At 70.8% G+C, this 25323-nt stretch carries 22 protein-coding genes; 13 read left to right on the top strand and 9 right to left on the bottom strand.

Going from position 1 to position 25323, the window contains the following annotated elements:
- Positions 1-55: 55 nt before the first annotated feature.
- Both OG788_RS20220 and OG788_RS20215 read right to left on the bottom strand, forming a co-directional pair.
- The gene (locus tag OG788_RS20220) at positions 56-1726 is read right to left on the bottom strand and encodes a penicillin-binding transpeptidase domain-containing protein (RefSeq protein ID WP_351547657.1); all 1671 of its coding nucleotides are present in this window, start codon (positions 1724-1726) and stop codon (positions 56-58) included.
- A 106-nt stretch (positions 1727-1832) separates the two neighbouring features.
- Positions 1833-3461, bottom strand: a complete 1629-nt coding sequence (locus OG788_RS20215; protein WP_406372521.1) for a penicillin-binding transpeptidase domain-containing protein — start codon at positions 3459-3461, stop codon at positions 1833-1835.
- Between the two features lie 312 nt (positions 3462-3773).
- Here OG788_RS20215 and OG788_RS20210 point away from each other — a divergent pair, with 312 nt between their 5' ends.
- Positions 3774-4283 (top strand): DUF1269 domain-containing protein, encoded by a 510-nt coding sequence (locus tag OG788_RS20210; protein WP_406372520.1) that lies wholly within the window; start codon positions 3774-3776, stop codon positions 4281-4283.
- Between the two features lie 38 nt (positions 4284-4321).
- Here OG788_RS20210 and OG788_RS20205 read toward each other — a convergent pair whose 3' ends face one another.
- A complete protein-coding gene (locus tag OG788_RS20205) occupies positions 4322-4936 on the bottom strand; it encodes a hypothetical protein (RefSeq protein WP_406372518.1) in 615 nt (204 codons plus the stop codon).
- A 245-nt stretch (positions 4937-5181) separates the two neighbouring features.
- Between OG788_RS20205 and OG788_RS20200 the strand changes: the two genes are divergently transcribed.
- Positions 5182-5310, top strand: coding sequence for a hypothetical protein (locus OG788_RS20200; RefSeq protein WP_351547641.1), 129 nt, complete (start codon positions 5182-5184; stop codon positions 5308-5310).
- A gap of 126 nt (positions 5311-5436) precedes the next feature.
- Here OG788_RS20200 and OG788_RS20195 read toward each other — a convergent pair whose 3' ends face one another.
- The gene (locus OG788_RS20195; RefSeq protein WP_406372515.1) at positions 5437-7176 is read right to left on the bottom strand and encodes a dolichyl-phosphate-mannose--protein mannosyltransferase; all 1740 of its coding nucleotides are present in this window, start codon (positions 7174-7176) and stop codon (positions 5437-5439) included.
- A gap of 95 nt (positions 7177-7271) precedes the next feature.
- Here OG788_RS20195 and rsmI point away from each other — a divergent pair, with 95 nt between their 5' ends.
- The 10 genes from rsmI (at position 7272) to OG788_RS20145 (ending at position 20832) form a co-directional block, all read left to right on the top strand.
- Entirely contained in the window at positions 7272-8129 is an 858-nt protein-coding gene (rsmI, locus tag OG788_RS20190; RefSeq protein WP_406372513.1) for a 16S rRNA (cytidine(1402)-2'-O)-methyltransferase, read from the top strand.
- Between the two features lie 228 nt (positions 8130-8357).
- On the top strand, positions 8358-8831 hold the full coding sequence (locus tag OG788_RS20185) for a hypothetical protein (RefSeq protein ID WP_406372511.1): 474 nt from the start codon (positions 8358-8360) through the stop codon (positions 8829-8831).
- 44 nt (positions 8832-8875) lie between these two features.
- On the top strand, positions 8876-9766 hold the full coding sequence (locus tag OG788_RS20180) for a TatD family hydrolase (RefSeq protein WP_406372509.1): 891 nt from the start codon (positions 8876-8878) through the stop codon (positions 9764-9766).
- Between the two features lie 565 nt (positions 9767-10331).
- The gene (locus OG788_RS20175; RefSeq protein ID WP_406376795.1) at positions 10332-11648 is read left to right on the top strand and encodes a ubiquitin-like domain-containing protein; all 1317 of its coding nucleotides are present in this window, start codon (positions 10332-10334) and stop codon (positions 11646-11648) included.
- Between the two features lie 26 nt (positions 11649-11674).
- A complete protein-coding gene (gene rsmA / locus OG788_RS20170) occupies positions 11675-12655 on the top strand; it encodes a 16S rRNA (adenine(1518)-N(6)/adenine(1519)-N(6))-dimethyltransferase RsmA (protein ID WP_406372507.1) in 981 nt (326 codons plus the stop codon).
- Complete coding sequence (locus tag OG788_RS20165; RefSeq protein ID WP_351547623.1) at positions 12652-13545, top strand: 4-(cytidine 5'-diphospho)-2-C-methyl-D-erythritol kinase; 894 nt, start codon at positions 12652-12654, stop codon at positions 13543-13545. Before rsmA ends, OG788_RS20165 begins: the two co-directional genes overlap by 4 nt.
- Positions 13546-13730: 185 nt before the next feature.
- Entirely contained in the window at positions 13731-15536 is a 1806-nt protein-coding gene (locus tag OG788_RS20160; RefSeq protein WP_406372505.1) for an ABC-F family ATP-binding cassette domain-containing protein, read from the top strand.
- Between the two features lie 413 nt (positions 15537-15949).
- Positions 15950-17836 (top strand): PQQ-binding-like beta-propeller repeat protein, encoded by a 1887-nt coding sequence (locus OG788_RS20155; protein ID WP_406372503.1) that lies wholly within the window; start codon positions 15950-15952, stop codon positions 17834-17836.
- A gap of 79 nt (positions 17837-17915) precedes the next feature.
- Positions 17916-19781, top strand: coding sequence for a PQQ-binding-like beta-propeller repeat protein (locus OG788_RS20150; protein WP_406372501.1), 1866 nt, complete (start codon positions 17916-17918; stop codon positions 19779-19781).
- A gap of 343 nt (positions 19782-20124) precedes the next feature.
- Positions 20125-20832: a response regulator transcription factor gene (locus OG788_RS20145; RefSeq protein ID WP_351547611.1), complete on the top strand. Its 708-nt coding sequence runs from the start codon at positions 20125-20127 to the stop codon at positions 20830-20832.
- A gap of 71 nt (positions 20833-20903) precedes the next feature.
- On the opposite strand, the gene OG788_RS20140 is transcribed toward OG788_RS20145, so the two are convergent.
- The 4 genes from OG788_RS20140 to OG788_RS20125 form a co-directional block, all read right to left on the bottom strand.
- Positions 20904-21800: an NAD(P)-dependent oxidoreductase gene (locus OG788_RS20140; RefSeq protein ID WP_406372499.1), complete on the bottom strand. Its 897-nt coding sequence runs from the start codon at positions 21798-21800 to the stop codon at positions 20904-20906.
- A gap of 73 nt (positions 21801-21873) precedes the next feature.
- Positions 21874-23157 (bottom strand): M48 family metallopeptidase, encoded by a 1284-nt coding sequence (locus OG788_RS20135; RefSeq protein ID WP_406372497.1) that lies wholly within the window; start codon positions 23155-23157, stop codon positions 21874-21876.
- 67 nt (positions 23158-23224) lie between these two features.
- Positions 23225-23428: a DUF397 domain-containing protein gene (locus tag OG788_RS20130; protein ID WP_406372496.1), complete on the bottom strand. Its 204-nt coding sequence runs from the start codon at positions 23426-23428 to the stop codon at positions 23225-23227.
- Positions 23429-23437: 9 nt separating this feature from the next.
- On the bottom strand, positions 23438-24289 hold the full coding sequence (locus OG788_RS20125; protein ID WP_406372495.1) for a helix-turn-helix domain-containing protein: 852 nt from the start codon (positions 24287-24289) through the stop codon (positions 23438-23440).
- Between the two features lie 246 nt (positions 24290-24535).
- Between OG788_RS20125 and OG788_RS20120 the strand changes: the two genes are divergently transcribed.
- Positions 24536-24937 carry an ATP-binding protein gene (locus tag OG788_RS20120; RefSeq protein ID WP_406372493.1) on the top strand — a complete coding sequence of 134 codons (402 nt, stop codon included), beginning with the start codon at positions 24536-24538 and terminating at the stop codon, positions 24935-24937.
- A gap of 50 nt (positions 24938-24987) precedes the next feature.
- On the opposite strand, the gene OG788_RS20115 is transcribed toward OG788_RS20120, so the two are convergent.
- Positions 24988-25299, bottom strand: a complete 312-nt coding sequence (locus tag OG788_RS20115) for a hypothetical protein (protein ID WP_406372492.1) — start codon at positions 25297-25299, stop codon at positions 24988-24990.
- Between the last annotated feature and the right edge of the window lie 24 nt (positions 25300-25323).

Below are 25323 nucleotides of genomic sequence, written 5' to 3'. Positions count from 1 at the left end.
GTGTACGCGCCACGCGAGCGGGTGTGTCCCCGGGGAGCGGGTGCGGTCGGGGGAGTCAGCTGCCCGCCTTCAGCAGTGCCGCCACGATCGGCCCGGCCGTGCTGCCGCCGTGGCCGCCCTGCTGGACGACGCCCGCCGCCGCCAGGTCGCCCTTCCACGCCGTGAACCAGCCGTTCGGCTTCTTCTGGTTGTCGACCTCGGCGGAGCCGGTCTTGGCGCCGTAGTCGGGGCCGAGACCGGACATGGCCTCGGCGGCGGTGCCGGCGGCGGCCGTGTACTGCATGACCTCGCGCAGCTGGGAGAGCGTGGACGCCGACAGGGTGCGGGACGCCGTGGCCAGGGTGCGGTGGTCGACCGACGGGGCCACCAGGTACGGCTGGTGGAAGGTGCCGGACTTGACGGTGGAGGCGACGGACGCCATGTTCAGCGGGCTCATGCGGACCCCGCCCTGGCCCATCAGCGACGCGGCCATCTGCGCCGCGCTCTGCACCGGCACCGCGCCGTCGAACGACGGCACGCCCACGGCCCAGTTGTTCATGCTCAGGCCGAAGACCTGCTGGGCCTGCTTGGTCAGGTCCTCGTTCTTCAGCTTCTTCGCCTGGCTGATGAAGGCGGTGTTGCAGGACCGCGCGAAGCTCGCCTTGAACGTGCCGTTCTTGATCTCGAAGTCGTCGTCGTTGTGGAACTTCCAGCCGCCGTACGTGACCGTCTTGGGGCAGGGGTGCTCCTTGTCGGCCGAGGCCAGACCCTTGTCGAAGAGCAGCGACGCGGTGATGACCTTCATCGTGGAGCCGGGCGCGAGGGAGCCCTGGAAGGCGGTGTTGAAGCCGTGGCCGCTGTTCGCGACGGCGAGGATCTCGCCCGTCGAGGGGCGCATCAGGACCACGGACGCCTTCTCCTTGGCGGCCACCTGGCGCTCCGCCTCCGCCTGGAGGGTCGCGCTGAGCGTCGTCTTCACGGTGCCCGGGGTGCCCTTGCTGAGCGTCACCAGCGTCTTGTCGGGGGTCTTCTGGGTGCCCTTCTTCGCGGCCTTGCGGATCACGCGCAGCTCGATGCCCGCCTTGCCGCCGGCCGTCTTGCCGAACTTCTCGCGCAGTCCGTCGAGGACCGTCCCCAGGGAGGGGTACTTGGCGGCGGTCAGCTCACCGCCCTCGCTGTCGAGCGCGGTGACCGGCGGCGTCCCCGACGCTCCGGTCACCAGCCGGTCGCCGTCCTGGAGGTCCGGGTGGACGACGGACGGCTTCCAGCCGACCAGCGCCACACCGTCCTTCGCCCGGCGCACGACCGTCATCTTCGACTCGTACGTCAGGGGCTTGGTCGTGCCCTTGTAGGTGACGGTGGCCTTGACCTCGAACGGGACGTCGGCGCCCGACGGCTTTCCGCGCTTCAGGGTCACGCCGGTGATGTGGGCGTCCTTGCCGTAGCCGGTCAGCGTGGTCGTGGCGGCCGCCGAGTCGTCGGTGGCGGCGGCGGCCGCGGTGACGTCGCCGCTCTGCCAGGCGGTGAGGAAGGCGGAGGACGCCAGACGGATCTCGGCCGCCGACAGCGGGCCCGTCTTGACGGCCTTGCGGGTGGTGGCCGTGGTCCCCTCGTCGGCCGCCGCGCCACTGCCGTACAGGCTGTACGCGCCGAACGCCCCGCCGACGACGGCCACGGCGATCACTCCGCCGAGTACGGCGGGCTGCTTGGTCTTCCGCCGCTCGGCGACGCGCCTTCTCTTGCCCACAGCTTTCAGCCCTCCGCCGTCCCCTGATGCCCCGTGACACACCCCCGTGCCCCTCGCTCCTCAACGAGAGGCACCACCCTAGGGTCCCGTCCTGTGCGGGGCGACTTCAGCCGCCCGTTCGTAGCACAGCTGCGACGATCGGACCGGCCGCGTCTCCGCCGTGGCCGCCCTCCTGGGTCATGGCGGCGGCCGCGATGTCGTTCCGGTAGCCGGTGAACCAGCTGTTGGACACGGCCTGGCCGTCGACCTCGGCGGAGCCGGTCTTGGCGCCGATGGAGCCGCCGAGCGTGGACATCACCCCGGCGGCGGTGCCGCTGACCGCCGTGCGGTTCATCATCGAGCGCAGCTGCGCGACCGTGCTGCTGGACAGACCCTTCGCGGTGGCCAGTTCACGGTCGTCGAGGGAGCGCGGCACGATGACCGGCTGCCGGAAGACGCCCGTCATCGCGGTCGCCGTCACCGACGCCATGTTCAGCGGGCTCATCTGGACCTGGCCCTGGCCGATCATGTTGGCCGCCGTGTCCGGGCCGCCGGAGGCGGGCACCGAGCCGTCGAAGGACGCGATGCCGGTCTTCCAGTTGTCCTGACCGAGCCCGAAGCGCTGCTGGGCCTCGTTGGTGAGCGAGTCGACCTTCACCTCGTCGGCGTAGTTCACGAACGCCGTGTTGCACGAGCGCGCGAAGCTGTCGGAGAGTGTGGCGTTCTCCTGCGGCTTCATGCCCGTGAGGTTGTGGAAGGTCTGGCTCTGCCACACCCCGGTGTCCGTGCAGGGAGCGGGACCGTTCGCCGTCGTGATGCCGTTGTCGATGAGGGTCGCCGCGCTGATGATCTTCATCGTGGAGCCGGGCGCGAGCTTGCCGAGGAAGGCCGCGTTGAAGCCGTCCTGACGGTGGTTGGCGACGGCCAGCACCTCGCCGGTGCTGGGCTTCACCGCCACCACGGAGGACTCGGCGTATCCCGTGACCGCCTTCTCGGCGGCGGCCTGCGCGCTCGCGCTGAGTGTCGTACGGACCTTGCCCGCCCGCCCCTTGGCGAGGGTGACCAGCGTCGTGTCGCCGTTTTCCTCGCCCCCGTGCCGGATCGCCAGCTCGATGCCGGGGGAGCCGCCCGCCGTGTCGCCGTACTTCTCGCGGAGCGCGTCCAGGATCGGCCCCAGCGACGGATACTTCGCCTTCGTCAGGACAACGTTGTTCCGGTCCACGGCCTCGATCGCCGGACTCGACGACTCGCCCGTGACCAGGGTGTCCCCGTCCTTCAGCTCCGGGTGGAGGACGGACGGCTTCCAGGCGACCAGCGCCTTCCCGGTGGTCTCTCCCCGAACGACGGTCAGTTCGGAGTCGTACGAGAAGGGCTTGCTCTTCCCGTCGTAGGAGACCTCGGCCTTGACGGAGAACGGCACGGTCGCCCCGGACGGCGTGCCCGGAGTGATCCTCACGTGGGTGAGGTGCGCGTCGTCGCGGTAACCGGTGAGCAGTTGCTCGGCGTTCGACGCGTAGTTCGTCCGGGCCGCGGCGTCGGCCGCGTCGCCCTTCTCCCAAGCCGCGAAGAACGCGCGGCTGGTCTCCTTGATCTCGGTGCCGCTCGGCGGTCCGGTCTCCACCGGAGCGGGCCCGTCGGCGCGACCGCCGCCGTCCCCGCTGATCGAGGTCACCACGTTGTAGGCGCCGTACCCGGCACCGCCCACCATCACTGCGAACACACTGCCGATGACGGCAGCTTTTGCCCCCTTGCGCATCGCGCGATCCCTCCCCGTGAACCCTTCTCCGAACTTCTGAACGCGTTCAGAAAAGCCGGTCCACCCCGCACTGTAGGCGCGCGTGGGGCTCATGGTGCAGACCTTCGCCGAATTGTTAGCCCCATGCATCGAGTCACATACGTGAAAATCATTCACCGATGAGTGTCGCGGCTCTTCGTGACCCTCCGTCCCGCCCCGGGCGGTGATCGCGTACCCGGATGCGGCCCTTGCGGGGAGCGCTCAGCATGAAGACGTGAACGAGCCGGTGGCCGTGGTCCGCCGAGCACGGCGAGCGCAGACGGGAGAGACATCGTGGCCAAGCCCGACGCAGTCTTCATCTACATCGGCACCTATCCGAGCGAAGCGGCGGCGCGAGCCGACTACGACATCGTCAAGGACCTTCACTCGGCCGGTGCGGTCGGCACCTACGACGCCTCCGTGGTCACCAAGGACGAAGCCGGCAAGGTCCATGTGAACAAGGACGAGACGGCCACGCGGCACGGGGCGTGGGGCGGAGCCGCCGCCGGAGCGGTCGTCGGCCTGCTCTTCCCGCCGGCGGTCATCGGCACCGCCCTCGTCGGCGCGGCCGCGGGAGGTGTGGGCGGCCACCTGTGGCGTGGCATGTCGCGCTCGGACGTCAAGGAGTTCGGCGAGATCATCGACGAGGGAGAAGCCGCCCTCGTCATCGTCGGCGCGAGCACACTCTCGCACGCCCTCGAGAAGGCCGAACTGAAGGCCGAGAAGCAGATCGCCAAGGAACTCGACGTGAGCCCGAGCGACATCGACAAGGCCGTCCAGCAGGCAGCCGGCGAGGTCGCCTGACCGCGGCATCGGCAGCCGCCGCCGGGCCGAGGGCGGCTCTACCGGTTGGTCAGGTCCACGAGGAGATCGCAGTGCGGGTCGTCCGGGGCCGGCCGTCGGTACTGCTCTTCCCCGAGGAGGGAAGGCACGGAGGCGATCAGCGCGGTGTGCGGTGTCTCGGTCAGGCGGATGTCCGCGCCGATGATGCCGGGCCGGTCGGGACGCTGCACGTACAGGCGCAACAGCCCGTCGCCGTGCATCAGGAAGCCGATCAGGAAGGGGTTCTCGTCGTCGCCGGGGTCGGACAGGGCGCGCACGACGGTGAGTGCCCGGCCCTGTTCGGGTTCCGGGTCCGGGGTGATCCCCTCCGGGCGGAGGCGGATGAGCGTCATCCCCATGACCTCGTCGACATCACTACTGCTGTAAATCTGGGGCCCGGTCAGGACAGTACGCAGCAGGCCGGGGATCCAGTAAGGGGTCACCGTGTCGTTGGGAATCTCGTAGAGCAGGTTCATGACGTGCTCGCCCTCTCCGGCACGGATGGCGATCCGTACGGCGCCGGGCGCGGGCAGGACACCGAGCAGGCGGCAATGTTCTGCGATCGGGGCATTCAGGTGGTACAGAAGTTGGCGGGTGACATCCGCCTGCTGCGCTCGGTCTTCCGGATCTGTCACGGATGCATCCATAGGCACCTGCTGTTTTAGCTATGGGCGAGGATCGGTGAGCGTAACGAGTTGCTCACGGCTCCGGACAGCCTCCCGCGAATAGCTCCACATGATTCTCGGTGGGAGTTGCCGCCCTTGCGGCAACGGTCCTGGCGGCCACTCCGGCGGCGGCCGCGCTCCACAGCTTGGGCTGGCACGTGAACAAGTCTGTCGCCTACTGTGACTCGCTGCCCCAACGCACAACGGTGGAGCAGATGAAGAAGGCGTCTTGCGACTCCCAGGTCATCACCCTGCAGCAGCTCGTCGTCTCGCAGGCAATCTCCCAAGGTATGTCTCAAGCCTCCGTCGCGGCGGGCAAGAACTGGCCCGGCCCTGGCCACTGAACTTCGGCCGATCACGCAATCGGAACGAATTCATATTCTCGGATCGCCAACGACGCGGCCCCGCTCTGAATTCCATGCCAAAGAGGGCCCGGCGGGTTGCCGGGCCCTCTTGGTGTGTCCGTACGGCTAGACCCAGGTGTCCAGCCACATCCGGGATCTCCATTGGTCGATGGGGATAGCGGTGCCGGTGTAGATGGGCCAGAAGTAGATGAAGTTCCAGGCGATCAGCAGGACCAGGACGCCCGCTCCCGCGGCGCCGACGACCCGGCGGCGTTCTCCGGAGCCGGGTGGGCCGAGGATCGCGCCGATCATCATCGTGACGGCGAGACAGAGGAACGGCACGAAGACGACGGCGTAGAAGAAGAAGATCGTGCGCTCCTGGTACATGAACCAGGGCAGATAGCCGGCCACGATGCCGCAGGCGATCGCGCCCGCCCGCCAGTCGCGGCGGAAGGCCCAGCGCCACAGCACGTAGAGGACCGCGAAGCAGGCGGCCCACCACAGCAGGGGCGTGCCGAGCGCCAGCACCTCACGGGCGCACTTGTCACCCGCGTCGGCGGGGCAGCCGTCCTTGCCGGGCAGCGGGGACTCGTAGAAGTACGAGACCGGGCGGCCGAGGACGAGCCAGCTCCACGGGTTGGACTGGTAGGTGTGCGGCGACGACAGCCCGACGTGGAACTTGTAGACCTCGTGCTCGTAGTGCCACAGGCTGCGCAGCCAGTCCGGGAGGAAGGCGAAGGAGCCGCCCTTGCCGTCCGTGACGGCCCAGTTGCGGAAGTAGCCGCCCTTGCCGTTGTCCGGCGACAGGATCCAGCCGGTCCAGGAGATCAGGTAGACCGACAGGGCGACCGGGACCGTCGCCAGGAACGTGATGCCCGTGTCGTGCTTGAGGGCCGCCAGGTAGGGGTGGCGGGCGCCCGCGACCCGGCGCGAGGCCACGTCCCACAGGACCGCCATCACACAGAACGCGGCGAGGATGTACAGCCCGTTCCACTTGGTGCCGATGGCCAGGCCCAGCATGAGGCCCGCCACCCAGCGCCAGGGCCGCCATCCCAGGCGGGTGGTCTCGGCGGTGTGCGCGTCGGGGTGGGCCACGCCGTCCGCGTCGGTGGGCAGCGCCGCCGCCAGCCTGGCCCGCGCCTTGTCGCGGTCGACGACGAGCGCGCCGAAGGCCGCCAGCACGAAGAACATCAGCACACCGTCGAGCAGCGAGGTGCGGCTCATCACGAAGTGCAGACCGTCCACCGCCATCAGCGTGCCCGCGAGACAGCCGAGGAAGGTCGAACGGAACAGCCGCCGCCCGATCCGGCACAGCAGCAGCACCGACAGCGTGCCGAGCAGCGCCGTCATGAACCGCCAGCCGAAGGGATTGAACCCGAACATCCATTCGCCGAGCCCGATGACGTACTTGCCGACCGGCGGATGCACGACATAGGCGGCGTCGGTCGGGATCCGAACGTTCCCGTTGCCCTGGAGGATCAGGTCGTTGGCGTCCTTCGCCCAGTTCACCTCGTACCCGCGGTGAATGAGCGCCCAGGCGTCCTTCGCGTAATACGTCTCGTCGAATATCACCGCCTTCGGGCTGCCCAGGTTCCAGAAGCGCATCAGCCCGGCGAGCAGGGTCACCAGGATCGGGCCGCCCCAGCCCGACCAGCGGTTGAACCGGTCGGCGACCTCCCGGCGCAGCCCGAGAGCGGCCCAGATCCGGGGGCCGGGCTCGGCGTACGGCGGTACGAGCCGGTCGCGCACATCACTTCTGGGCGGCGCCGTGTAGCGGAATCGGCGCAGCCGCTGCTGCCACGACGGCCGCTGCTCATCGGCGGCCTGGCCCTGCCGGGTGTCCGTGGAGGACGCGGTACTGGTCACCGCGCCATCGTAGGGAACACGTCTGTGGGAGTCCCGTGCCCGGGCCCTTCCGGTCGGATGAGCTTGTCGGGCCGCGCCCCTGCGAGGATGGAACCGTGACAGGAATCCTTGTGTTGGCAGGCACCCCCATCGGCGACATCTCCGACGCTCCGCCACGGCTCGCCGCGGAACTGACCGGGGCCGATGTCATCGCCGCCGAGGACACCCGCAGGCTCCGCCGGCTCACCCAGGCCCTGGGTGTCCAGCCGACAGGACGCGTCGTGTCGTACTTCGAGGGGAACGAGGCCGCCCGGACCCCGGAACTCGTCGAGGCGCTGGCCGGCGGGGCGCGGGTGCTGCTGGTCACCGACGCCGGGATGCCGTCCGTGTCGGACCCCGGTTACCGGCTGGTCGCGGCCGCGGTCGAGAAGGACATCAAGGTCACCGCCGTACCGGGCCCGTCCGCCGTGCTCACCGCGCTCGCGCTGTCCGGCCTGCCCGTCGACCGCTTCTGCTTCGAGGGCTTCCTGCCCCGGAAGGCCGGCGAGCGGCTGTCCCGGCTGCGCGAGGTCGCCGAGGAGCGCCGGACGCTGGTCTACTTCGAGGCGCCCCACCGGCTCGACGACACGCTCGCCGCCATGGCGGAGGTCCTCGGCACCCAGCGCCGCGCCGCCGTCTGCCGCGAGCTGACCAAGACGTACGAGGAGATCAAGCGAGGCCCGCTGGGCGAGCTGGCCGTCTGGGCCGCCGAGGGTGTCCGTGGCGAGATCACCCTCGTCGTCGAGGGCGCCCCCGACAAGGGCGCCGAGGAACTGGACGCCGACGAGCTGGTCCGCAGGGTGCAGGTGCGCGAGGAGGCGGGGGAGCGGCGCAAGGAGGCGATCGCCGCCGTCGCCGCGGAGGCCGGAATTCCCAAGAGGGACGTCTTCGATGCGGTCGTCGCGGCAAAGAACGCCGCACGAAGCGCCCCATAGAAGGGCAAAGGACTATCGTGAAAAGCAAAGCTCAGGCCGGGTAGACAGAGCCTTCCGACAAGGAAAGGCCAAAACGCCTCCAACACTCGACAGGCCTGATGCTTTCGCGCCGGGAGAAGCGTCCACTGGAAGCAGGGACGCACCCGTCCCTCGCCTTCGGCGGCGATGGAATTTCCGGGGGAAATTCCGTCGACGAAGGCGCTTGTCCAGCGGACAAGAGGAGCTGGCATGAGTGAGACCACAGGACGGACCGGCGGTATCGCCGCTGGTCAGGTCACCGAACAGACCGGGCATCGCAGCGTGGCGACGGCCGTAGTCCACGAATCGTATTCCTTCGCCTGCATGCGCTGCGGGCACGGCTGGGAACAGTCGTACGACATCGAGCACCACCGCGACGCGGAAGGTGGCGAGTTCGTGATGTACGTGGCGAACGGGCATGTCGTGCCGTCGCCGCTCAGCCGGCCCACCTGCCTGAACTGCGACAGCCACGTGGTGCGCATCATGCGCGCCGGCCAGGTGTCCTCCGTTCTCGACTCCATGCACTCCATGACGCACCGGCAACCTCGCCCGGCAGCGCCCCGGCGGTCCGGGAAGGGCCCCGAGGAGGCCGCTCCGGCCGAGTCCTCCGCCACCCCCGAGGAGCCGCACCACTGGCATCTGTCGGATCTCCTGCACCCGTTCCAGCACCGCAAGGCGGGCTGACCCGCGAGGTGAGGCCGGGCATGCCCCCTTCGTAGGATCGGGGCATGCCTTCCTCCGCTTCCGCCGCCCCCGACAAGAACGCCGCGCCCCCGCTCCCCGAGCCCCTGCGTGTTCCCGTCGCCGACTCGCACACCCACCTCGACATGCAGTCCGGCACGGTCGAGGAGGGCCTCGCCAAGGCCGCGTCCGTCGGTGTGACGACGGTCGTCCAGGTCGGCTGCGACGTGAACGGCTCCCGCTGGGCGGCCGAGACGGCGGCGGCGTACGACGCCGTCCACGCCACCGTCGCCCTGCACCCCAACGAAGCGCCCCGGATCGTGCACGGCGACCCCGACGGCTGGTCCCGGCAGGGGGCCCGGCAGCCGGGTGGCGACGCCGCGCTGGACGAGGCACTCGCGGAGATCGACCGTCTCGCCGCCCTTCCCCAGGTCAAGGGTGTCGGCGAGACCGGCCTGGACTACTTCCGCACGGGCCCCGAGGGCAAGGAGGCGCAGGAGCGCTCCTTCCGCGCCCACATCGAGATCGCCAAGCGGCACGGCAAGGCCCTGGTCATCCACGACCGCGACGCCCACACCGACGTCCTGCGCGTCCTCAAGGAGGAGGGCGCCCCCGAGCGGACCGTCTTCCACTGCTACTCCGGCGACGCCGACATGGCCGAGATCTGCGCCCGCGCCGGTTACTTCATGTCCTTCGCCGGCAACATGACCTTCAAGAACGCCCAGCCCCTGCGCGACGCGCTGGCCGTGGCCCCGCTCGGTCTCGTCCTCGTCGAGACCGACGCGCCCTTCCTGACCCCCGCGCCGTACCGCGGACGGCCCAACGCGCCGTATCTCATTCCGGTCACGGTGCGCGCCATGGCCGCGGTGCGCGGAATCGACGAAGACACGCTGGCGACCTCGCTCTCCGCCAACACCGCGCGCGCTTTCGATTACTGACCGATAACGGTCCCCGGGGTTCTCCCTGGTCGAACGAGCGCCTTTCGCAGGGGAGTGTCGCGACACAGCGTAGTCGCGTTGCTTGGGAGAGTGACGGCCGCTCCGCTAGGTTCTGGTCGCCCGATCCGGACCCCTGGAGCGTGTCGTCGTGAGCAGCTCGCGGTACGAGCAGTACGAGACGTACGGACCGACCGGTGGCGCCGAAGCCACCACGGTCGTCGTCGGTGTCACCGGCGTGGCCCCCGTCACCGGCGCGCCGGACGCCCCGACCGTGCCCCTCGGGCCCCTCGGGCTCGGCGGGCTCGGCGGGCTCGGCGGGGACGGCGTGGTCCGTGCGCCCGAGGCGGCCGGTGTGACGGCGGCTGCTTACGCGGAACGCTCCGGCTACCAGGAGTACTCCGGCCCCGCGGACCACGCGCGCTACGAGCCGTACGGCCAGGGACCCCCGGACCCCTACCGCCCGGGCTACGAATCGCGCACACCCGAGCCCGCCGTGTCCGACGGGCCCCCCGCGCCGGGAGTACCCGGCGTACTCGGTGCACGCGGTGCGTTCGCCGTGCGCCGAATGCGTGGCGCGCCCGACGCGCCGACCGAGCCCCGCCTCCCGCGGCAGTCGGCGGACACCGTGGCCGCCGCGACCTCCGCGGGCGGAGACACCCTGCCGGGGCCGCGTGAGGCGTACGCGGATACCGGGAGTCCTGACGGCACGGACAGGCCCGACGGTGCGCCCGCGACCGGCGGGCGGGCCGAGGCGCGCCGCGCGGCCCGCCGCAAGCGCGCCACCGAGCGCCCGGACGCCCTGCGCCGGCTGCTCCCGCAGGCTCTGGTCGTGGCCTTCCTGGCCGGCGGCACCTCCGCCTTCGTCGCCAACGACAAGGCGATCGAGCTCAGCGTCGACGGCAGGCCGCGCACGTTGCACACCTTCGCGGACGACGTGACGGAACTGCTCGCCGACGAAGGCGTGAAGGTGGGGCCGCACGACGTCGTCGCGCCCACCCCCGGCACGGCCCTCGCCAGCGGGGACGAGGTCGCGGTGCGTTACGGGCGCCCGGTGCACCTCACGCTCGACGGAGACCGGCGCAGGGTGTGGACGACCGCGCACACCGTGGAGGGAGCGCTCAGACAACTGGGGGTGCGGGCCGAGGGCGCGTACGTGTCCACCTCGCGCTCCCAGCGGATCGGACGCGAGGGCCTGGCGCTCGACGTGCGGACCGAGCGCACGGTCACGATCATGGCCGACGGCCGGGCGCGGACGATCCGCACGAACGCCTCGAGCGTCGGGGAGGCCATCGAGGAGGCCGGGATCGCCCTGCACGGACAGGACACGACCTCCGTGCCGGCCGGGAGCTTCCCGCGGGACGGCCAGACGGTCACCGTCCTGCGCGTCACCGGGACCAGAGAGGTCCGCGAGGAGCCGATCCCGTTCGAGGTGCGGAGGACGGACGACTCCTCGCTGTTCAAGGGCCTCGAGGTCGTCGAGCGCCCAGGCCGCTTCGGAGCGCGGCGCGTCACGTACACCCTGCGGACCGTCAACGGTGTCCGGCAGAGGCCGCGCCGCGTCCGGTCCGAGGTGGTGCGGGAGCCGCAGGTCCAGCTGGTCAGGGTCGGTACGAAGCCCCATCCCGTGTCCGTCGACGGCGCCGACCACCTGGACTGGTCCGGCCTCGCCGCGTGCGAGTCGGGCGGCCGCCCCGGTGCGGTGGACCCGTCCGGCACGTACGGCGGCCTCTACCAGTTCGACACCCACACCTGGCACGCCCTGGGCGGCAGCGGGCGCCCCCAGGACGCCCCGGCCGCGGAACAGACCCTCCGGGCGAAGAAGCTGTACGTGCGGCGCGGGGCGAGTCCCTGGCCGCACTGCGGGCCACGGCTGCACGGCTGACCCGAGTCCCCCCGTACCCTGGGCAGGTGACCAGCCCCACCCCCGACGCCCTCCTGGGCCCCGCCGACATCCGCGAACTCGCGGCAGCCCTCGGCGTACGGCCCACCAAGCAGCGCGGCCAGAACTTTGTGATCGACGCGAACACGGTGCGCCGCATCGTGCGGACCGCGGAGGTGCGGCCCGACGACGTGGTCGTGGAGGTGGGACCCGGCCTCGGCTCACTGACGCTGGGCCTGCTGGAGACGGCGGACCGGGTCGTCGCCGTCGAGATCGACGACGTCCTCGCGAGCGCGCTCCCCGCCACGGTGGCGGCGCGCATGCCGGACCGGGCCGAGCGGTTCTCGCTCGTGCACTCGGACGCGATGCACGTCCAGGAGCTGCCGGGCCCGCCCCCGACCGCGCTGGTCGCGAACCTCCCGTACAACGTCGCCGTGCCCGTCCTGCTGCACATGCTCGACACCTTCCCGACCATCGAGCGCACCCTCGTGATGGTCCAGGCGGAGGTCGCCGACCGGCTCGCCGCGGCGCCCGGTTCGAAGGTGTACGGCGTGCCGTCCGTGAAGGCGAACTGGTACGCCGAGGTGAAGCGGGCCGGCTCCATCGGGCGCAACGTCTTCTGGCCGGCCCCCAACGTCGACAGCGGGCTCGTGGCGCTCACCCGGCGCGCCGAGCCGATCTCCACGACCGCGGCGAAGAGCGAGGTGTTCGCGGCGGTGGACGCGGCCTTCGCGCAGCGCCGCAAGACCCTGCGCGCCGCCCTCGCCGGATGGGCCGGTTCGGCCCCCGCCGCCGAGGCCGCGCTCGTCGCCGCCGGTGTCTCCCCGCAGGCACGTGGCGAGTCCCTGACGGTCGAGGAGTTCGCCCGGATCGCGGAGAACCGCGGCGAGGCGAACGGCGCGAACACCAAGGGCGCCCGCCGGTACCGCGACGCGAACGCCGACGCCAGCGCCGCCGAGAACACCGAGAACACCGAGAACACCGAGCACAAGGAGTCGACCCAGCCGTGACGGTGACGGTACGCGTCCCTGCCAAGGTCAACGTCCAGCTCGCGGTGGGCGGCGCACGCCCCGACGGCTTCCACGACCTGGCCAACGTGTTTCTCGCGGTCGGCCTGTACGACGAGGTCACGGTCACTCAGGCCGACGAGCTGCGCGTCACCTGCGCGGGCCCGGACGCCGCCCAGGTGCCTCTCGACCGGACCAACCTCGCGGCCCGCGCGGCCCTCGAACTCGCCCGCCGGTACGGCCTCGACCCCGCCGTCCACCTCCACATCGCCAAGGACATCCCCGTCGCCGGCGGCATGGCGGGCGGCAGCGCGGACGGAGCGGGCGCGCTGCTCGCCTGCGACGCGCTGTGGGGCACGAACGCCTCGCGCGACGAACTCCTCGACATCTGCGCCGAATTGGGCAGTGATGTGCCGTTCTCCCTGGTGGGCGGTGCGGCGCTCGGCACCGGGCGCGGTGAGCAGCTGCGTGCCCTGGAGGTCGGCGGGACCTTCCACTGGGTCTTCGCGATGGCCGAGCGCGGGCTGTCGACCCCGGCGGTCTTCCGGGAGTTCGACCGGATGAACGAGGGCGTACGCGTCCCGGAGCCGGTCGCCTCGCAGGACCTGCTGGACGCGTTGGCGAAGGGGGACGCGGGGGCCCTCGCGCGCACCGTCTCCAACGACCTCCAGCCCGCGGCCCTCTCCCTTTTCCCGGCCCTCGCCGACACCCTCGCGGCGGGCCGCACGGCCGGTGCCCTCGCCGCGCTCGTCTCCGGCTCGGGCCCGACCACGGCGTTCCTCGCCGCTGACGCGGCGTCCGCGAAGAGCATCGCCGAGGCACTGCTCACGTCGGGCACCTGCCGTTCCGCCCGCGTCACCCGGAGCCCGGCGCCCGGCGCGACGGTGCTCTGACGTCGGCCGGACGTCCGCCCTGGTCACCGGCCCCGGCTTCCTTGACGCACCGGCTCCGGCCTCCCTGGGGCACCACCCCGCCCCCCTGGGCGTGCGGCCGGGACGGGGCGGCGTACGCCACGGCTCGGTGCCCCCGTGGCGCGGACTACTCTTGAGGGTCGATCGTCCCCCTTGTCAGGAGAGAAATGGCCGTCAACCTGGTCAATGTCGAGTCCGTCAGCAAGGTGTACGGCACCCGTGCACTGCTCGACGGAGTCTCCCTCGGCGTCAGCGAGGGGGACCGGATCGGCGTGGTCGGCCGGAACGGCGACGGCAAGACGACCCTGATCCGCATGCTCGCCAAGCTGGAGGAGCCCGACACCGGCCGCGTCACGCACTCCGGCGGCCTGCACGTCGGCGTGCTGACCCAGCACGACTCGCTCGACCCCACGGCCACCGTCCGCCACGAGGTCATCCGCGACATGGCCGACCACGAGTGGGCGGGCAACGCCAAGATCAGGGACGTACTGACGGGCCTCTTCGGCGGTCTCGACCTGCCCGGGTTCCCGCAGGGGCTCGACACGGTGATCGCCCCGCTCTCCGGTGGCGAACGGCGCCGTATCGCGCTGGCGAAGCTGCTCATCGAGGAGCAGGACCTGATCATCCTCGACGAGCCCACCAACCATCTGGACGTCGAGGGCATCGCCTGGCTCGCCAAGCACCTGCGCGAGCGCCGTTCCGCGCTCGTCTGCGTGACGCACGACCGGTGGTTCCTCGACCAGGTCTGCACCCAGATGTGGGACGTGCAGAAGGGCTCGGTGTACGAGTACGAGGGCGGCTACTCCGACTACGTGTTCGCCCGGGCCGAGCGCGAGCGCATCGCCGCGACCGAAGAGGTCAAGCGGCAGAACCTGGTCCGCAAGGAGCTGGCGTGGCTGCGGCGCGGAGCACCCGCCCGTACCTCCAAGCCGCGCTTCCGCGTCGAGGCCGCCAACGAGCTGATCGCCGATGTGCCGCCGCCCCGCGACAAGAGCGAACTGATGAAGTTCGCCAACTCGCGGCTCGGCAGGACCGTCTTCGATCTGGAGGACGTGACCGTGCAGGCCGGGCCCAAGGTGCTGCTCAAGCACCTGACCTGGCAGCTCGGCCCCGGCGACCGCGTCGGCCTCGTCGGTGTGAACGGCGCGGGCAAGACCTCCCTCCTGCGCGCCCTGGCCGAGGCCGCCCGCAGCGAGGGCGAACAGCAGCCCGCCGCCGGCCGGATCGTCACCGGCAAGACCGTCAAGCTCGCCTACCTCTCCCAAGAGGTCGGCGAACTCGACCCGAACTGGCGCGTGCTCCAAGCCGTCCAGGCCGTCCGTGACCGGGTGGACCTCGGCAAGGGGCGCGAGATGACCGCCGGGCAGCTCTGTGAGACGTTCGGCTTCAACAAGGAGAAGCAGTGGACGCCGGTTGGGGACCTCAGCGGTGGTGAGCGCCGGCGGCTCCAGATCCTGCGCCTGCTGATGGACGAGCCCAACGTCCTCTTCCTCGACGAGCCCACCAACGACCTCGACATCGAGACACTCACCCAGCTCGAGGACCTCCTCGACGGCTGGCCCGGCTCCATGATCGTGATCTCCCACGACCGCTTCTTCATCGAGCGCACCACGGACAACGTGTTCGCGCTCCTCGGCGACAGCACCCTGCGGATGCTCCCGCGCGGGATCGACGAGTACCTGGAGCGGCGCCGGAAGATGGAGGAGGTGGCCGCGGCCGCCGTGCTCGCCGCCGCCCCGGCCCCGGTCAAGGCCGCCTCCTCCGCCGACGCCCGCGCCGCCAAGAAGGAACTCCAGAAGATCGAGCGGCAGCTGGACAAGATCTCCGAGAAGGAGACCAAGCTGCACGCCCAGATCGCCGACAACGCGACCGACTTCGGGAAGGTCGCCCAACTCGACGCCGGACTGCGCGAGTTGGCCGGGGAGCGCGAGGAACTGGAAATGCGCTGGCTGGAGCTGGCGGAGGACGCGTAACGGAGTCGGGCGCACAGCCCTCCTCGACCGGGGTGCCCTCTCGCGGGAGCGGAGGCACCCCGGCGGTGGTTCATGGGGCGCTCACCGGGCGCGCTCAACGGGCGCACACAGCCCGTCAGGAGGGCGTGCGCCTCGTGCTCGACGCTCCGGCGTTCCATGACGCGCCCCTCGTCACGGCAGCCCTCGTGGCGATGAACGCACGGTGCGCGCCCGGCGTGAAGGGCGCGTGAAGGCGCGTAACGACGGCATCACAGCCCGGTCCTCCCTTGGGAACAGGGCGCGCACCGGCCCCCTGCCCGCGCCCCCCCAAGTGATAGAAAGAGCCGTCTGAGAACAGTCTGAGAACCACCCGGAGCGGCGCGAATCCAGCGCCCCCGGTGGGGCGCCACATCAGTGAAGAGGGGGAAGCGCTGATGAGTCAGCCGCCGAATCAGCCGCCGCAGGGCGGTTTCGGAGCACCGCAGGACCAGCCGCCGACGGGCGGTGCGAACCCGCCGCAGGACCCGCGGTCGCAGGGTGGTTTCGGCGCGCCCCAGGGCGTACCGCAGGGCGCGTCCCAGGACCCGCGTCCACAGGGCACGCCCCCCGACACGCCTCCCGCGCCGCAGGGCACACCCCCTCCTCCCGCGGGCCCGCCCCAGCCCACTCCGCCCGCCGGGGCCCCGCAGCCCGGCTACGGATACCCCCAGCAGCCCGGCCCCTACACCCAGCCGGGCCCGTACGGCCAGCCGCAGCAGCCGGGCCCCTACGGCCAGCCCGGGCCGTACGGATACGGGCAGCAGCAGCCGGGGTACGGGTATCCGTCCCAGGCGCCGTACCCGGGCGCGCCCGGCACCCCGCCGCCCGGCGGTCCGGGCGGGGGCTCGAAGAACCCGTTCAAGGGCCGGCCCGCGCTCGTCATCGCCGCGGCGGTGGCCGGACTCCTCGTCGTCGGCGGCACCGTATGGGCCGTCACCAGCGGGGGTGACGACGGGAAGAAGCCTGTCGCGAAGGAGTCCCCGAGCCAGAGCCCGAAGGAGTCCGCGTCGGACGACCCGGTCAACCCCGGTGACGGCAGCGGTGACGGCGGCGAGGACGAGGAGAACCTCAACGCGGGCCGCAAGGCGGGCGAGGCGAAGGTGCTCTGGTATAAGTCGGCGCCCGACGCGCCCGGTTCCGGCGCCGACGCCCCCGGCCTGTGGGTCACCGACAAAGCGGCGGTGAAGGCGGCGTACAAGCAGCTCTTCGCGTTCGATGTCGGGGACGGCAAGCCCGCGTGGGACGCGCTGACGTTCCCGCAGAAGATCTGCGCGGTCACCCCGCAGAAGACGGCCGACGACAAGGTCGTCATCGCGTACATGAGCGGCTCCAGCAGCAGCGCCAAGTGCAACCAGCTCCAGCAGATCGACCTGAACACCGGCGCCAAGGGCTGGACCGGGAAGGTCGAGGACGGCGCCCTGTTCGACAGCGCGATCTCGATCGACCTGGCTATCTCCGGCGACACGTTGACGGTCGGCCGCTCGATGTCGGGAACGGGGTACGACGTCTCCAGCGGCAAGAAGCTGTGGGACAAGGAGAAGTACGGGGCCAGCTGCTACCCGGCGGGATTCGCGGGCGGCTCCAAGCTGGTGGCCGTCTCGTCCTGCGGGGCCGGCAGCGACACCGAGCACGACGAGGTGCAGGAGCTGGACCCGGCCACCGGCAAGGCCAAGTGGACGACGAAGATCCCCAAGGGCTGGCGGGTCGAGCGCGCCTACTCCGTGGACCCGGTCGTGATCTACATGACCAACGAGAAGAAGAAGACCGTCAACGTCACCACGCTGAAGGACAACGGCGACCTGCGCTCGCAGCTCAAGAGCGACGACGGCTTCGCGCCCGAGTGCGGCTTCGCGATCCTCAGCCGTGACCTGACCGGATGCTTCGGCGCCGTCGCCGACACCGACACGCTCTACCTGCCGACCGACGAGAAGACCGGCGCCAACCAGATCGTCGCGTTCGACCTGGCGACCGGCAAGGAGAAGTGGCGCGTCAAGTCCCCCGTGGACGCGGCGATGATGCCGCTGAAGATGGACGGCACGAACCTCATCGCCTATGTCGAGGCGTCCTACGACGGCGGCGGCCGCATCGTGTCGGTCCCGACGACCGGCGGCAGCCACACGCTCACCAAGCTGCTCCAGAACCCGCAGGGAACCGCGAACATCGAGAACGGCTTCTACTCGAAGGCCGTCGACTACGTGGACGGACGCTTCTACATCTCCACCACCCGGCTGACGGGCAATGACGAGGCGAAGGAGAAGCTGATGCTGGCCTACGGCAAGTGACCCTCGCCCAGACCCAGTTCCTTCGCGCCCCGCACGCACACCGGCCCGCCGTCCCAACGCATCCCGAGGTACTCACGTCATGAGCCAGCCGCCCCCGCCACCGCCGAACCAGCCCCCGTCCGGCGGCTTCGGCGCACCGCAGGACCCGCCGCCCGGTGGTTTCGGCGCACCGCAGGACCCGCCCTCCGGCGGTTTCGGCGCACCGCAGGATCCGCCCCCGGGCGGTTTCGGCGCGCCGACGCCCCCGCCGCCCGCGCAGGGTCCCGGCTACGGCTACCCGCAGACGCCCCCGCCCCCGCAGACCGCTCCGCCCACGGCCCCGCCGCAGCAGCCGTACGGCTACCCGCAGACGCCGCCCCCGGCCCAGCCGGGCTACGGCTACCCGGGCCAGCCGCAGGCCCCGTACGGCGCCCCGGGTCAGCAGCCGTACGGCTACCCGCAGCCGCAGACCATGCCGATGCAGCCGCAGGCTCCGAAGGGCGGCGGGCGGAAGGTCAACAGCCAGTTGCTCATCATCGTGGCGGCCGTGGTCGCCGTCGCGCTGATCGTCGGCGGCGGCGTCCTGTACGCGAACTCCTCCGGCAAGGACGACAAGAACAACTCCGGGGGATCGAGCGGCGGCACCGGCGGCAAGGGCGGTGACGGCAAGGGCGGTGACGACAAGAGTTCCGGCGGCAAGGAGAAGGCGCCGGCCAACACCAGTTCCTCGCTGCTGTTCCAGATCCCCTCGCCGGCCGTGCCCAAGGACGACACGAGCGTGACCACGGCCGGCTCCTGGCTCACCGACAAGGTGTACGCCAAGACCGGCGTGGCCGAGATCAACGGCTACGACCCGGACTCGGGCGCCAAGAACTGGACGCTCGAGCTCCCCGGCCCGGTGTGCCAGGCGAGCCGTCACACCACGGAGGCCGACCGTACGGCGATCATCTACGAGCCGGACATGCCCACCAAGGCGCAGCCCTCGCACGGATGCAGCCAGCTCGCCGCCATCGACCTCGACACCGGCAAGAAGCTGTGGACCCGGACGATCAAGTCCGGTGACGAGCCGATCAACATCGACAACGTGACGGTCAGCGGCAACACGGTCGCCGCGGGCAGCACCAGCGGCGGCGGCGCGTTCGACATCTCCACCGGCAAGGCCTTGTGGGCCCCGAAGTCGGGCGACAGCTGCTACGACTCCGGTTACGGCGGCGGTGAGAAGCTGGTCGCGGTCCGCAAGTGCGGCGAGTACGGCAGCACGCGCCAGCTCCACATCCAGACCATCGACCCGAAGACCGGGAAGGTGATCTCCGAGTACAAGATGTCGCCCGGTATCGAGTACGCCAGCGTCGTCTCCACCGACCCGCTGGTCGTGGCCGCCGACGTCGGCGACTCCGCCGGTGACGGCAGCGGCATCTCGGACTTCTTCTCCATCGACAACAAGACCGGCAAGCTGCGGTCGAAGATCTCCGCGCCCGGCAAGACGTACGCGGCCCGCTGCGACGGCATCACGCGGATCGAGTACTGCTCCTCGCTCGCCGTCGGCAACGACAAGCTGTACATCCCGACGGAGGAGCACGACGGCACCGGCGAATACAGCCGGACCAACGAGATCGTCTCCTTCGACCTGGCCACCGGAAAGCAGACCGGCCAGCGCGCGGACGCGGGCGACGGCTACACCATCACCCCGCTGCGCATGGACGGCACCAGCCTTCTCGCGTACAAGCGGCCGCCGTACGACAAGGGCGGACAGATCGTCTCGATCGACGGGACCTCCTTCAAGGCGACCAAGCTCATGGAGAACCCGGCGACCGAGGCGACGCGCGACGCGGAGTCCAGCATGCTCCCGGAGTACGCCGAGATCCTCTACGGCGACGGTCACCTGTACATGTCCCAGGTCTACGCGGACAAGCCGTCCTCCGCGGACGACAAGGAGTACCTGGCGATCGCCTTCGGAACGAAGTAGGCGGTCCTTTCGGGGAGTTCGCCTTCGAAATGATCACCATGGAGCGATCATCTGTGGAGTGAAGTAAGGCGATCATCTTCGAAAGAATGCGGTGATCGACTTCCGACTGAATTCTTTCGGCCCGAGACATCGTGTGCGGCCCCGTCCCTGCTCAGGGGCGGGGCCGCACACGTACCCCTCATCACTCCCTAATGGGAGGGATTTCGATATTCCGGGGCACTTCTCTCCAGTAGGGGAAGCGCAACGTCGAACAAGCGTGTAGCTTCCGGGGGATGGAGAGCCGGGGGGCTCCTAATCCACGGGGAACCAGTGGGGATGCTTGGGGGGACTGGGGGGTTGCCTGATGGGAGTCCGGCTCATGGTGGTCGACGACCACCGACTGCTCGCCGAGGCGTTGGCCTCGGCACTGAAGCTGCGCGGGCACCGGGTGCTCGCCGCGGCGGCACCTGCCGCGGGGGCGGCGGAGCTGGTGATCACACGGGCACCCGAGGTGTGCCTGATCGGCACGGCGACACCCGCCGAGCCGGGAATATTCGACCCGGTCGTGCGGATCAAACGGGAGCGCCCCCAGGTGGCGGTCCTGGTGCTCGGCCCGGTGCCGAACCCGCGCGGTATCGCCGCCGCGTTCGCCGCCGGCGCCTCCGGTTACGTCCGCCATGACGAACGCATAGAGGGCGTCGAGCGCGCGATCATGAAGGCGAGGGCGGGCGAGGCCGCGGTGGCCCCGCAACTGCTCCAGGGCGCCTTCAGCGAGCTGCTCAACCCCGCCGCCCAGCCCGACGACGAGGGCCAGCGGCTGCTCCAGATGCTCACACCCCGCGAGGTGGAGGTCCTGGTACGGGTCGCCGACGGCGAGGACACCCGGCTCATCGCGGCCGGTATGGGCATCGCCCCGTCGACCGCCCGCACCCATGTCCAGCGGGTCCTGATGAAACTGGGCGTGGGCTCCCGTCTCGAAGCGGCGGCACTCGCGGCCCGCACGGGACTGCTGGACCGGGCGGGCCCGCTCCCGGCGCCGGCACCGCACGGGGACACGGACGACTCCCTCTGAGGCGTATCCCTCCGAGAAGTACGGCGCGCACGGGCCCCTGAGCCTCCGGGGCGTCCACCGGTCTTCAGGGTCTACGAGGAGGGGGGCTTCCCCTCCTCGAAGCTCGCGAAGTACGCGGCGGCCATGTCCTCGTCCCCGTGGCCCAGGGCGCCGGCGCGGCCGAAGCGCTCGGCGGCGGCTTCGGCGACGTCGAGGCGGACGCCGTGCCGCTGCCCGGCCCGCACGATCAGGCGGGCGTCCTTCTCTGCGGTGGTGACGGCGAAGCTGGCCGGGGAAAGCCGGTCCTCCAGGACGAGGGCCGCCTTCGCGTGCAGATACCCCATGTCGAGCGGGCCGCCGGCGATGAGGTCGAAGAAGCTCCTCGGGTCCACGCCGAGGCCCTGCGCCAGTGCGAGGACTTCACCGGTCGCGGCGGTGGCGGCCAGGACCCAGCTGTTGGCGACGAGCTTGAGCCGGGTGGCGCTGCCCGCCGAGCCGTCCTCGCCGGTCCACACGGTACGGGCGCCGACGGCGTCGAAGACGGGTGTCACGGTGTCCCGCGCCGCGCTCGGACCGGCGGCGAGCACGGTCAGCTGCCCGGCCTCGGCGGGTGCGCGCGTCCCGAGGACGGGAGCGTCGAAGAAGACGAGCCCGTGCGCGCGGGCGAAGTCGGCGAGCTCGCCGAGGGCCTCGGTCCCGGCGGTCGTGGACTGCACCCAGGCGGCCCCGGCGCGCAGCCCGGGTGCCGCCCGGCGCATGACGTCGAGGGCGGCGGGGCCGTCGTGCAGCATGGTCAGGACGACATCGGCGCCCTGTACGGCCTCCTCCGGGGTGTCCGCGACGTACGCGCCCTCGGCGGCCAGCGGCTCGGCCTTGGCGCGGCTGCGGTTCCAGGCGCGGACGCCGTGTCCGGCGCGGGCGAGGTTACGGGCCATGGCGGCACCCATGATTCCGGTGCCGAGGACGCTGACGGTGAGTGTGTCGGTCATGGGGTCAGCCTTCCCCCGCGTCCGCCGTTTCGCGACAGGTCGGGCAAGCTCTTCGTGCCGGTGCCACCGGCCGTCAGCCGTCGAAGCCGTCCCGGATGATCCGCCGGGCGACCTTCGCTCGCGCGTCGGCGAGCTCCTCGGCGATCCGGCTCTCCCGGGCCTCGCCGGGCACGACCGCCGGGGGCGTGGGCGCTCCGATCAGCAGGCACGCGTGGCGCAGATGGGTGGGCGGATGTGTCGCGTCGACGCTGTGTCCCCGCAGGGCACCGGCCCGGCGCTGACGTTCGCGCTCGTGCTCGGGGACCGACGCCAGGTCCGCGGCGAGCCGCTCCCACAGGCCGTCCGTCCGGGTGTCGTTCCGGGCGCCGCGGGGTCCCCTCAGGGCGGCCGTGTTGACCTCGCGGTGCAGCACGACGGCGGCCGAGTCCGAGACCAGCAGCCGGTCCATGAGCTCGACCGCGGCCTGGGTGGATCCGACGCGGGCGGCCATGCGGTCGGCGAGGTACTCGGCCCGCTGAGTGGCGCGCAGGGTCAGCCGGTCGAGGAGCATCAGCGTGCCGAGGACAAGCCAACGGGGCACGACGTAGAACAGGTTGACGACCACTTCGAGTGGTTCGGGATCGGCGATGGGCAGGAAGAAGTAGTGCCAGGTGGTCAGGGAACGCAGTGCGCCGGCGACGACCCGCCCATGGCGCGTGTCCCCATTGCTGTAGTGGCCCAGCTCATGGCCCAGCAGGGCGATCCGCTGCTGCGGCGTCAGGGTCTCCCACAAGGGCAGCCCCAGTGTGAGCCGTCGGCGGCCGCGCACGCCGTAGCTCATGACGCTCGCGTTGAAACGTCCGTCGACGACGATCGCGTCGACACCACGGGTACCGGCCACGTGGGCGACCTCGTCGACGAGCGCGAAGAGTTCGGGTGCGTCGGCGCGCGTCAGGACGGGCCCGTCCTCCGGCAGCCGGGGCAGCCGGGGCCGGAGCGACCACCCCAGGGCGAGGAGGAACACGCCCGGCACCATTCCCCAGCCGCCCCATCCCTCGATGACCAACCAGATCCCGCCTGCGGCCAGTGCCAGGGTCAGCGCGTGCACGGCGAGAGCGAACGCGTAGGCGAGGAGCGAAGAGGCGTCCCTCCGGGGGCGCAGGGTCCCGCCAGCGGTCAACTCGGCCAGCAGCTTCTCTCCGTGGCGCCTGGCCAGTGCGCGCTGCGCCCTGGCCAGGCGGCTCAGCTTCTCCCGCGACTGTTCCGGATCGACGTTCCAGTCGCAGCCGGCGCACCAGACGGTGAACCGGCCGTCCATACGGATCTCGGTCCCGCATTCCGGGCACGCCTGAACCGTTTCCCCCGCGACGGTGCTCATCGTCGGCTCTCCCCTGCCCCCACGGCCCCTCCCCAGAGGCCGTCCGTACATGACAGGGCGAAGCTGATCACACAGGGGTGCTCGCGTAAAGGCCGTTCTTTATGTGGTGCAGGAAGTGGGCGAAGGGGCCGGGGGCGGTCGAGAGGTGGGTTGCCGGGGTGTCGCTCTCGCGGAGGTGGATCGTGCCGGGGCCGGCGGCGAGTTCGACGCAGTCGTTGCCTTCACCGCCGCCGGAGAAGGATGACTTCTGCCAGTTGGCGGGGATGGTCATGGCGTCGCCTCACAGTTCCTTGGCCATCTTCCGGATGAAGTCGCGTGAGTGCCCGGGGCTCAGCGATGCTTCCTCAACTTTACGGAAGAGTGTTCGGAAGTGGGCCAGTTGGGCCTCGGAATCGACGAACGCGGTGCCGTGTGGTGCGTCGCGTACGACGGTGTCCAGGCGGGGCACGGGACCTCCGAGGTAACCCATCGCGCTGCCACCGCCCGCGAAGCCGTCCATGTCGAAGGGGATGACCCGAACGGTGACGTGCTCCTGTTCGGAGTACTCCAGGATGCGTTCCAACTGGGCTCGTGAGACCGGACGGTCGCCCACCCGGATCCGCAGCGCGGCCTCATGGATCACGGCTTCGTACGTGATCGGGCCGGGTCGTTCGATGACCACGCGTCGTCGCATCCGGTGGCTCACCCGAGGGTCGACCTCGCTCTGAGGCAGCTCGGGTGCCATGTACGAGAAGAGAGCGCGCGCGTAGTCCTCAGTCTGGAGAAGTCCCGGAACGTGGATGACGGCCACGTCGTGCCGGAACGCCGCGTGGTGGTCGAGCTCGGACAGGTCGAGGAAGGGCGTGGGCAGCACGCCTCGGTACTCCTCCCACCAGCCCCGCGTACGGTCGGCCGCCATCCCGACCAGTGCCTCGATCAATTCCTGGTCCGTACAGGTGCAGTGAGCCGCCAGCCTGCGCAGGCGTTCCTCGCCGATACCGGAGCTGCCCGCTTCGATCTGGCTCATGTGGGTCGAGCTGGAGCCGAGCAGCCCCGCCACCTCCCGCGCCGACTTGCCTGCGGCCTCCCGCAGTCTGCGCAGCTCGGTGCCCAGACGTACCTGTCGTGCCGTGGGCTGGTTCCGCATCGTCATCCGGTGCCGCCTCCTCAACGACCCTGAGAACGGGTGGGGTTGACCTCCCCGTTCGGGTGTCAGATTACGCGAGCGGCTTGCAGGGGTAGGAATTTCTACCCTACCGTCGGTGACGCGACGCACACACTGCGGAATCCCGGGGATCCGGAAGCGCACCACTCCGTCCTGCCACGACGGCTGTGACACTGCCACCGCCCGCGGCCGCGGCGACCTCTCGACTCCCCACACCAGAACCGGAGTTCACGCATGTCCACATCCGAACCCTGGGAATACGCGCTCCACATCCCCCAGGAGGCCCGCGCGGTGACCGTCTGCCGTCGAACCGTCCGTCTGATCCTGACCCTGCACGGCCTGATCCGCCTCGCGGACGTCGCCGAGCTGCTGGCGGCGGAGCTGGTCTCCAATGCCGTACGGCATACGCAAGGGCCCGCGGCCCTGAAGATGCGCCGGCGGGACGGGGTGCTGCGGATCGGCGCCTGGGACGCGAGCCCGGTGCCGCCGCCGTACGACCTGCCCGTCGCCGCCGGGGCGGAAGCGGGCCGGGGCCTCTTCCTCGTCCGGGCCTGCGCCGACGACTGGGGCTGGCATCCAGTGCGGCAGGGCGGCGACATCGGCAAGTACGTGTGGTGCGACCTCGCTGCCGCCTAGGTGCGAAGGGCCGGAGTCCCCGTAGTGAACCCCGGCCCCCTGTAAGCGTGTTACTCCACCGGCCCCTCGTCCTCGGGCGTCGGCGGTACCGGTACCACCAGGGGCCGCAGCCGCAGCCACACCAGGAAGAACAGGCCGAGGGCGAGCATGCCGAGGCCGGTCCAGAGGTTGATGTTGACGCCGTCCGCCTTGGCGAGGGCGGCGTCGGAGGCCGTGATGCCGGCGATGGTGACGATGATGCCGTAGATCACGAACAGGCCGCCGATGATGCGGCGGATGTCGAACAGGCTGGCGGCGGTCGCGGACTTCTTCTCGAGTTCCGAGACGTCGCGCTGGGCGTCGCTTTCCGAATAGTCGGACATGGTTTCTTGATTCTCCCTCGTCGG

This window comes from Streptomyces sp. NBC_00647, from assembly GCF_045207245.1.
GTDB lineage: Bacteria > Actinomycetota > Actinomycetes > Streptomycetales > Streptomycetaceae > Streptomyces.
This window is presented reverse-complemented; position numbering and strand designations above follow the sequence as displayed.

Excerpts from the sequence above, each read along its gene's own strand:
- OG788_RS20215 (WP_406372521.1), bottom strand. The coding sequence starts at position 3,461 with ATGCGCAAGGGGGCAAAAGCTGCCGTCATCGGCAGTGTGTTCGCAGTG.
- OG788_RS20200 (WP_351547641.1), top strand. The coding sequence starts at position 5,182 with ATGAAGAAGGCGTCTTGCGACTCCCAGGTCATCACCCTGCAGCAGCTC.
- OG788_RS20185 (WP_406372511.1), top strand. The coding sequence starts at position 8,358 with ATGAGTGAGACCACAGGACGGACCGGCGGTATCGCCGCTGGTCAGGTC.
- OG788_RS20180 (WP_406372509.1), top strand. The coding sequence starts at position 8,876 with ATGCCTTCCTCCGCTTCCGCCGCCCCCGACAAGAACGCCGCGCCCCCG.
- OG788_RS20175 (WP_406376795.1), top strand. The coding sequence starts at position 10,332 with ATGCGTGGCGCGCCCGACGCGCCGACCGAGCCCCGCCTCCCGCGGCAG.
- OG788_RS20160 (WP_406372505.1), top strand. The coding sequence starts at position 13,731 with ATGGCCGTCAACCTGGTCAATGTCGAGTCCGTCAGCAAGGTGTACGGC.
- OG788_RS20155 (WP_406372503.1), top strand. The coding sequence starts at position 15,950 with ATGAGTCAGCCGCCGAATCAGCCGCCGCAGGGCGGTTTCGGAGCACCG.
- OG788_RS20150 (WP_406372501.1), top strand. The coding sequence starts at position 17,916 with ATGAGCCAGCCGCCCCCGCCACCGCCGAACCAGCCCCCGTCCGGCGGC.
- OG788_RS20145 (WP_351547611.1), top strand. The coding sequence starts at position 20,125 with ATGGGAGTCCGGCTCATGGTGGTCGACGACCACCGACTGCTCGCCGAG.
- OG788_RS20140 (WP_406372499.1), bottom strand. The coding sequence starts at position 21,800 with ATGACCGACACACTCACCGTCAGCGTCCTCGGCACCGGAATCATGGGT.
- OG788_RS20135 (WP_406372497.1), bottom strand. The coding sequence starts at position 23,157 with ATGAGCACCGTCGCGGGGGAAACGGTTCAGGCGTGCCCGGAATGCGGG.
- OG788_RS20130 (WP_406372496.1), bottom strand. The coding sequence starts at position 23,428 with ATGACCATCCCCGCCAACTGGCAGAAGTCATCCTTCTCCGGCGGCGGT.
- OG788_RS20125 (WP_406372495.1), bottom strand. The coding sequence starts at position 24,289 with ATGACGATGCGGAACCAGCCCACGGCACGACAGGTACGTCTGGGCACC.
- OG788_RS20120 (WP_406372493.1), top strand. The coding sequence starts at position 24,536 with ATGTCCACATCCGAACCCTGGGAATACGCGCTCCACATCCCCCAGGAG.
- OG788_RS20115 (WP_406372492.1), bottom strand. The coding sequence starts at position 25,299 with ATGTCCGACTATTCGGAAAGCGACGCCCAGCGCGACGTCTCGGAACTC.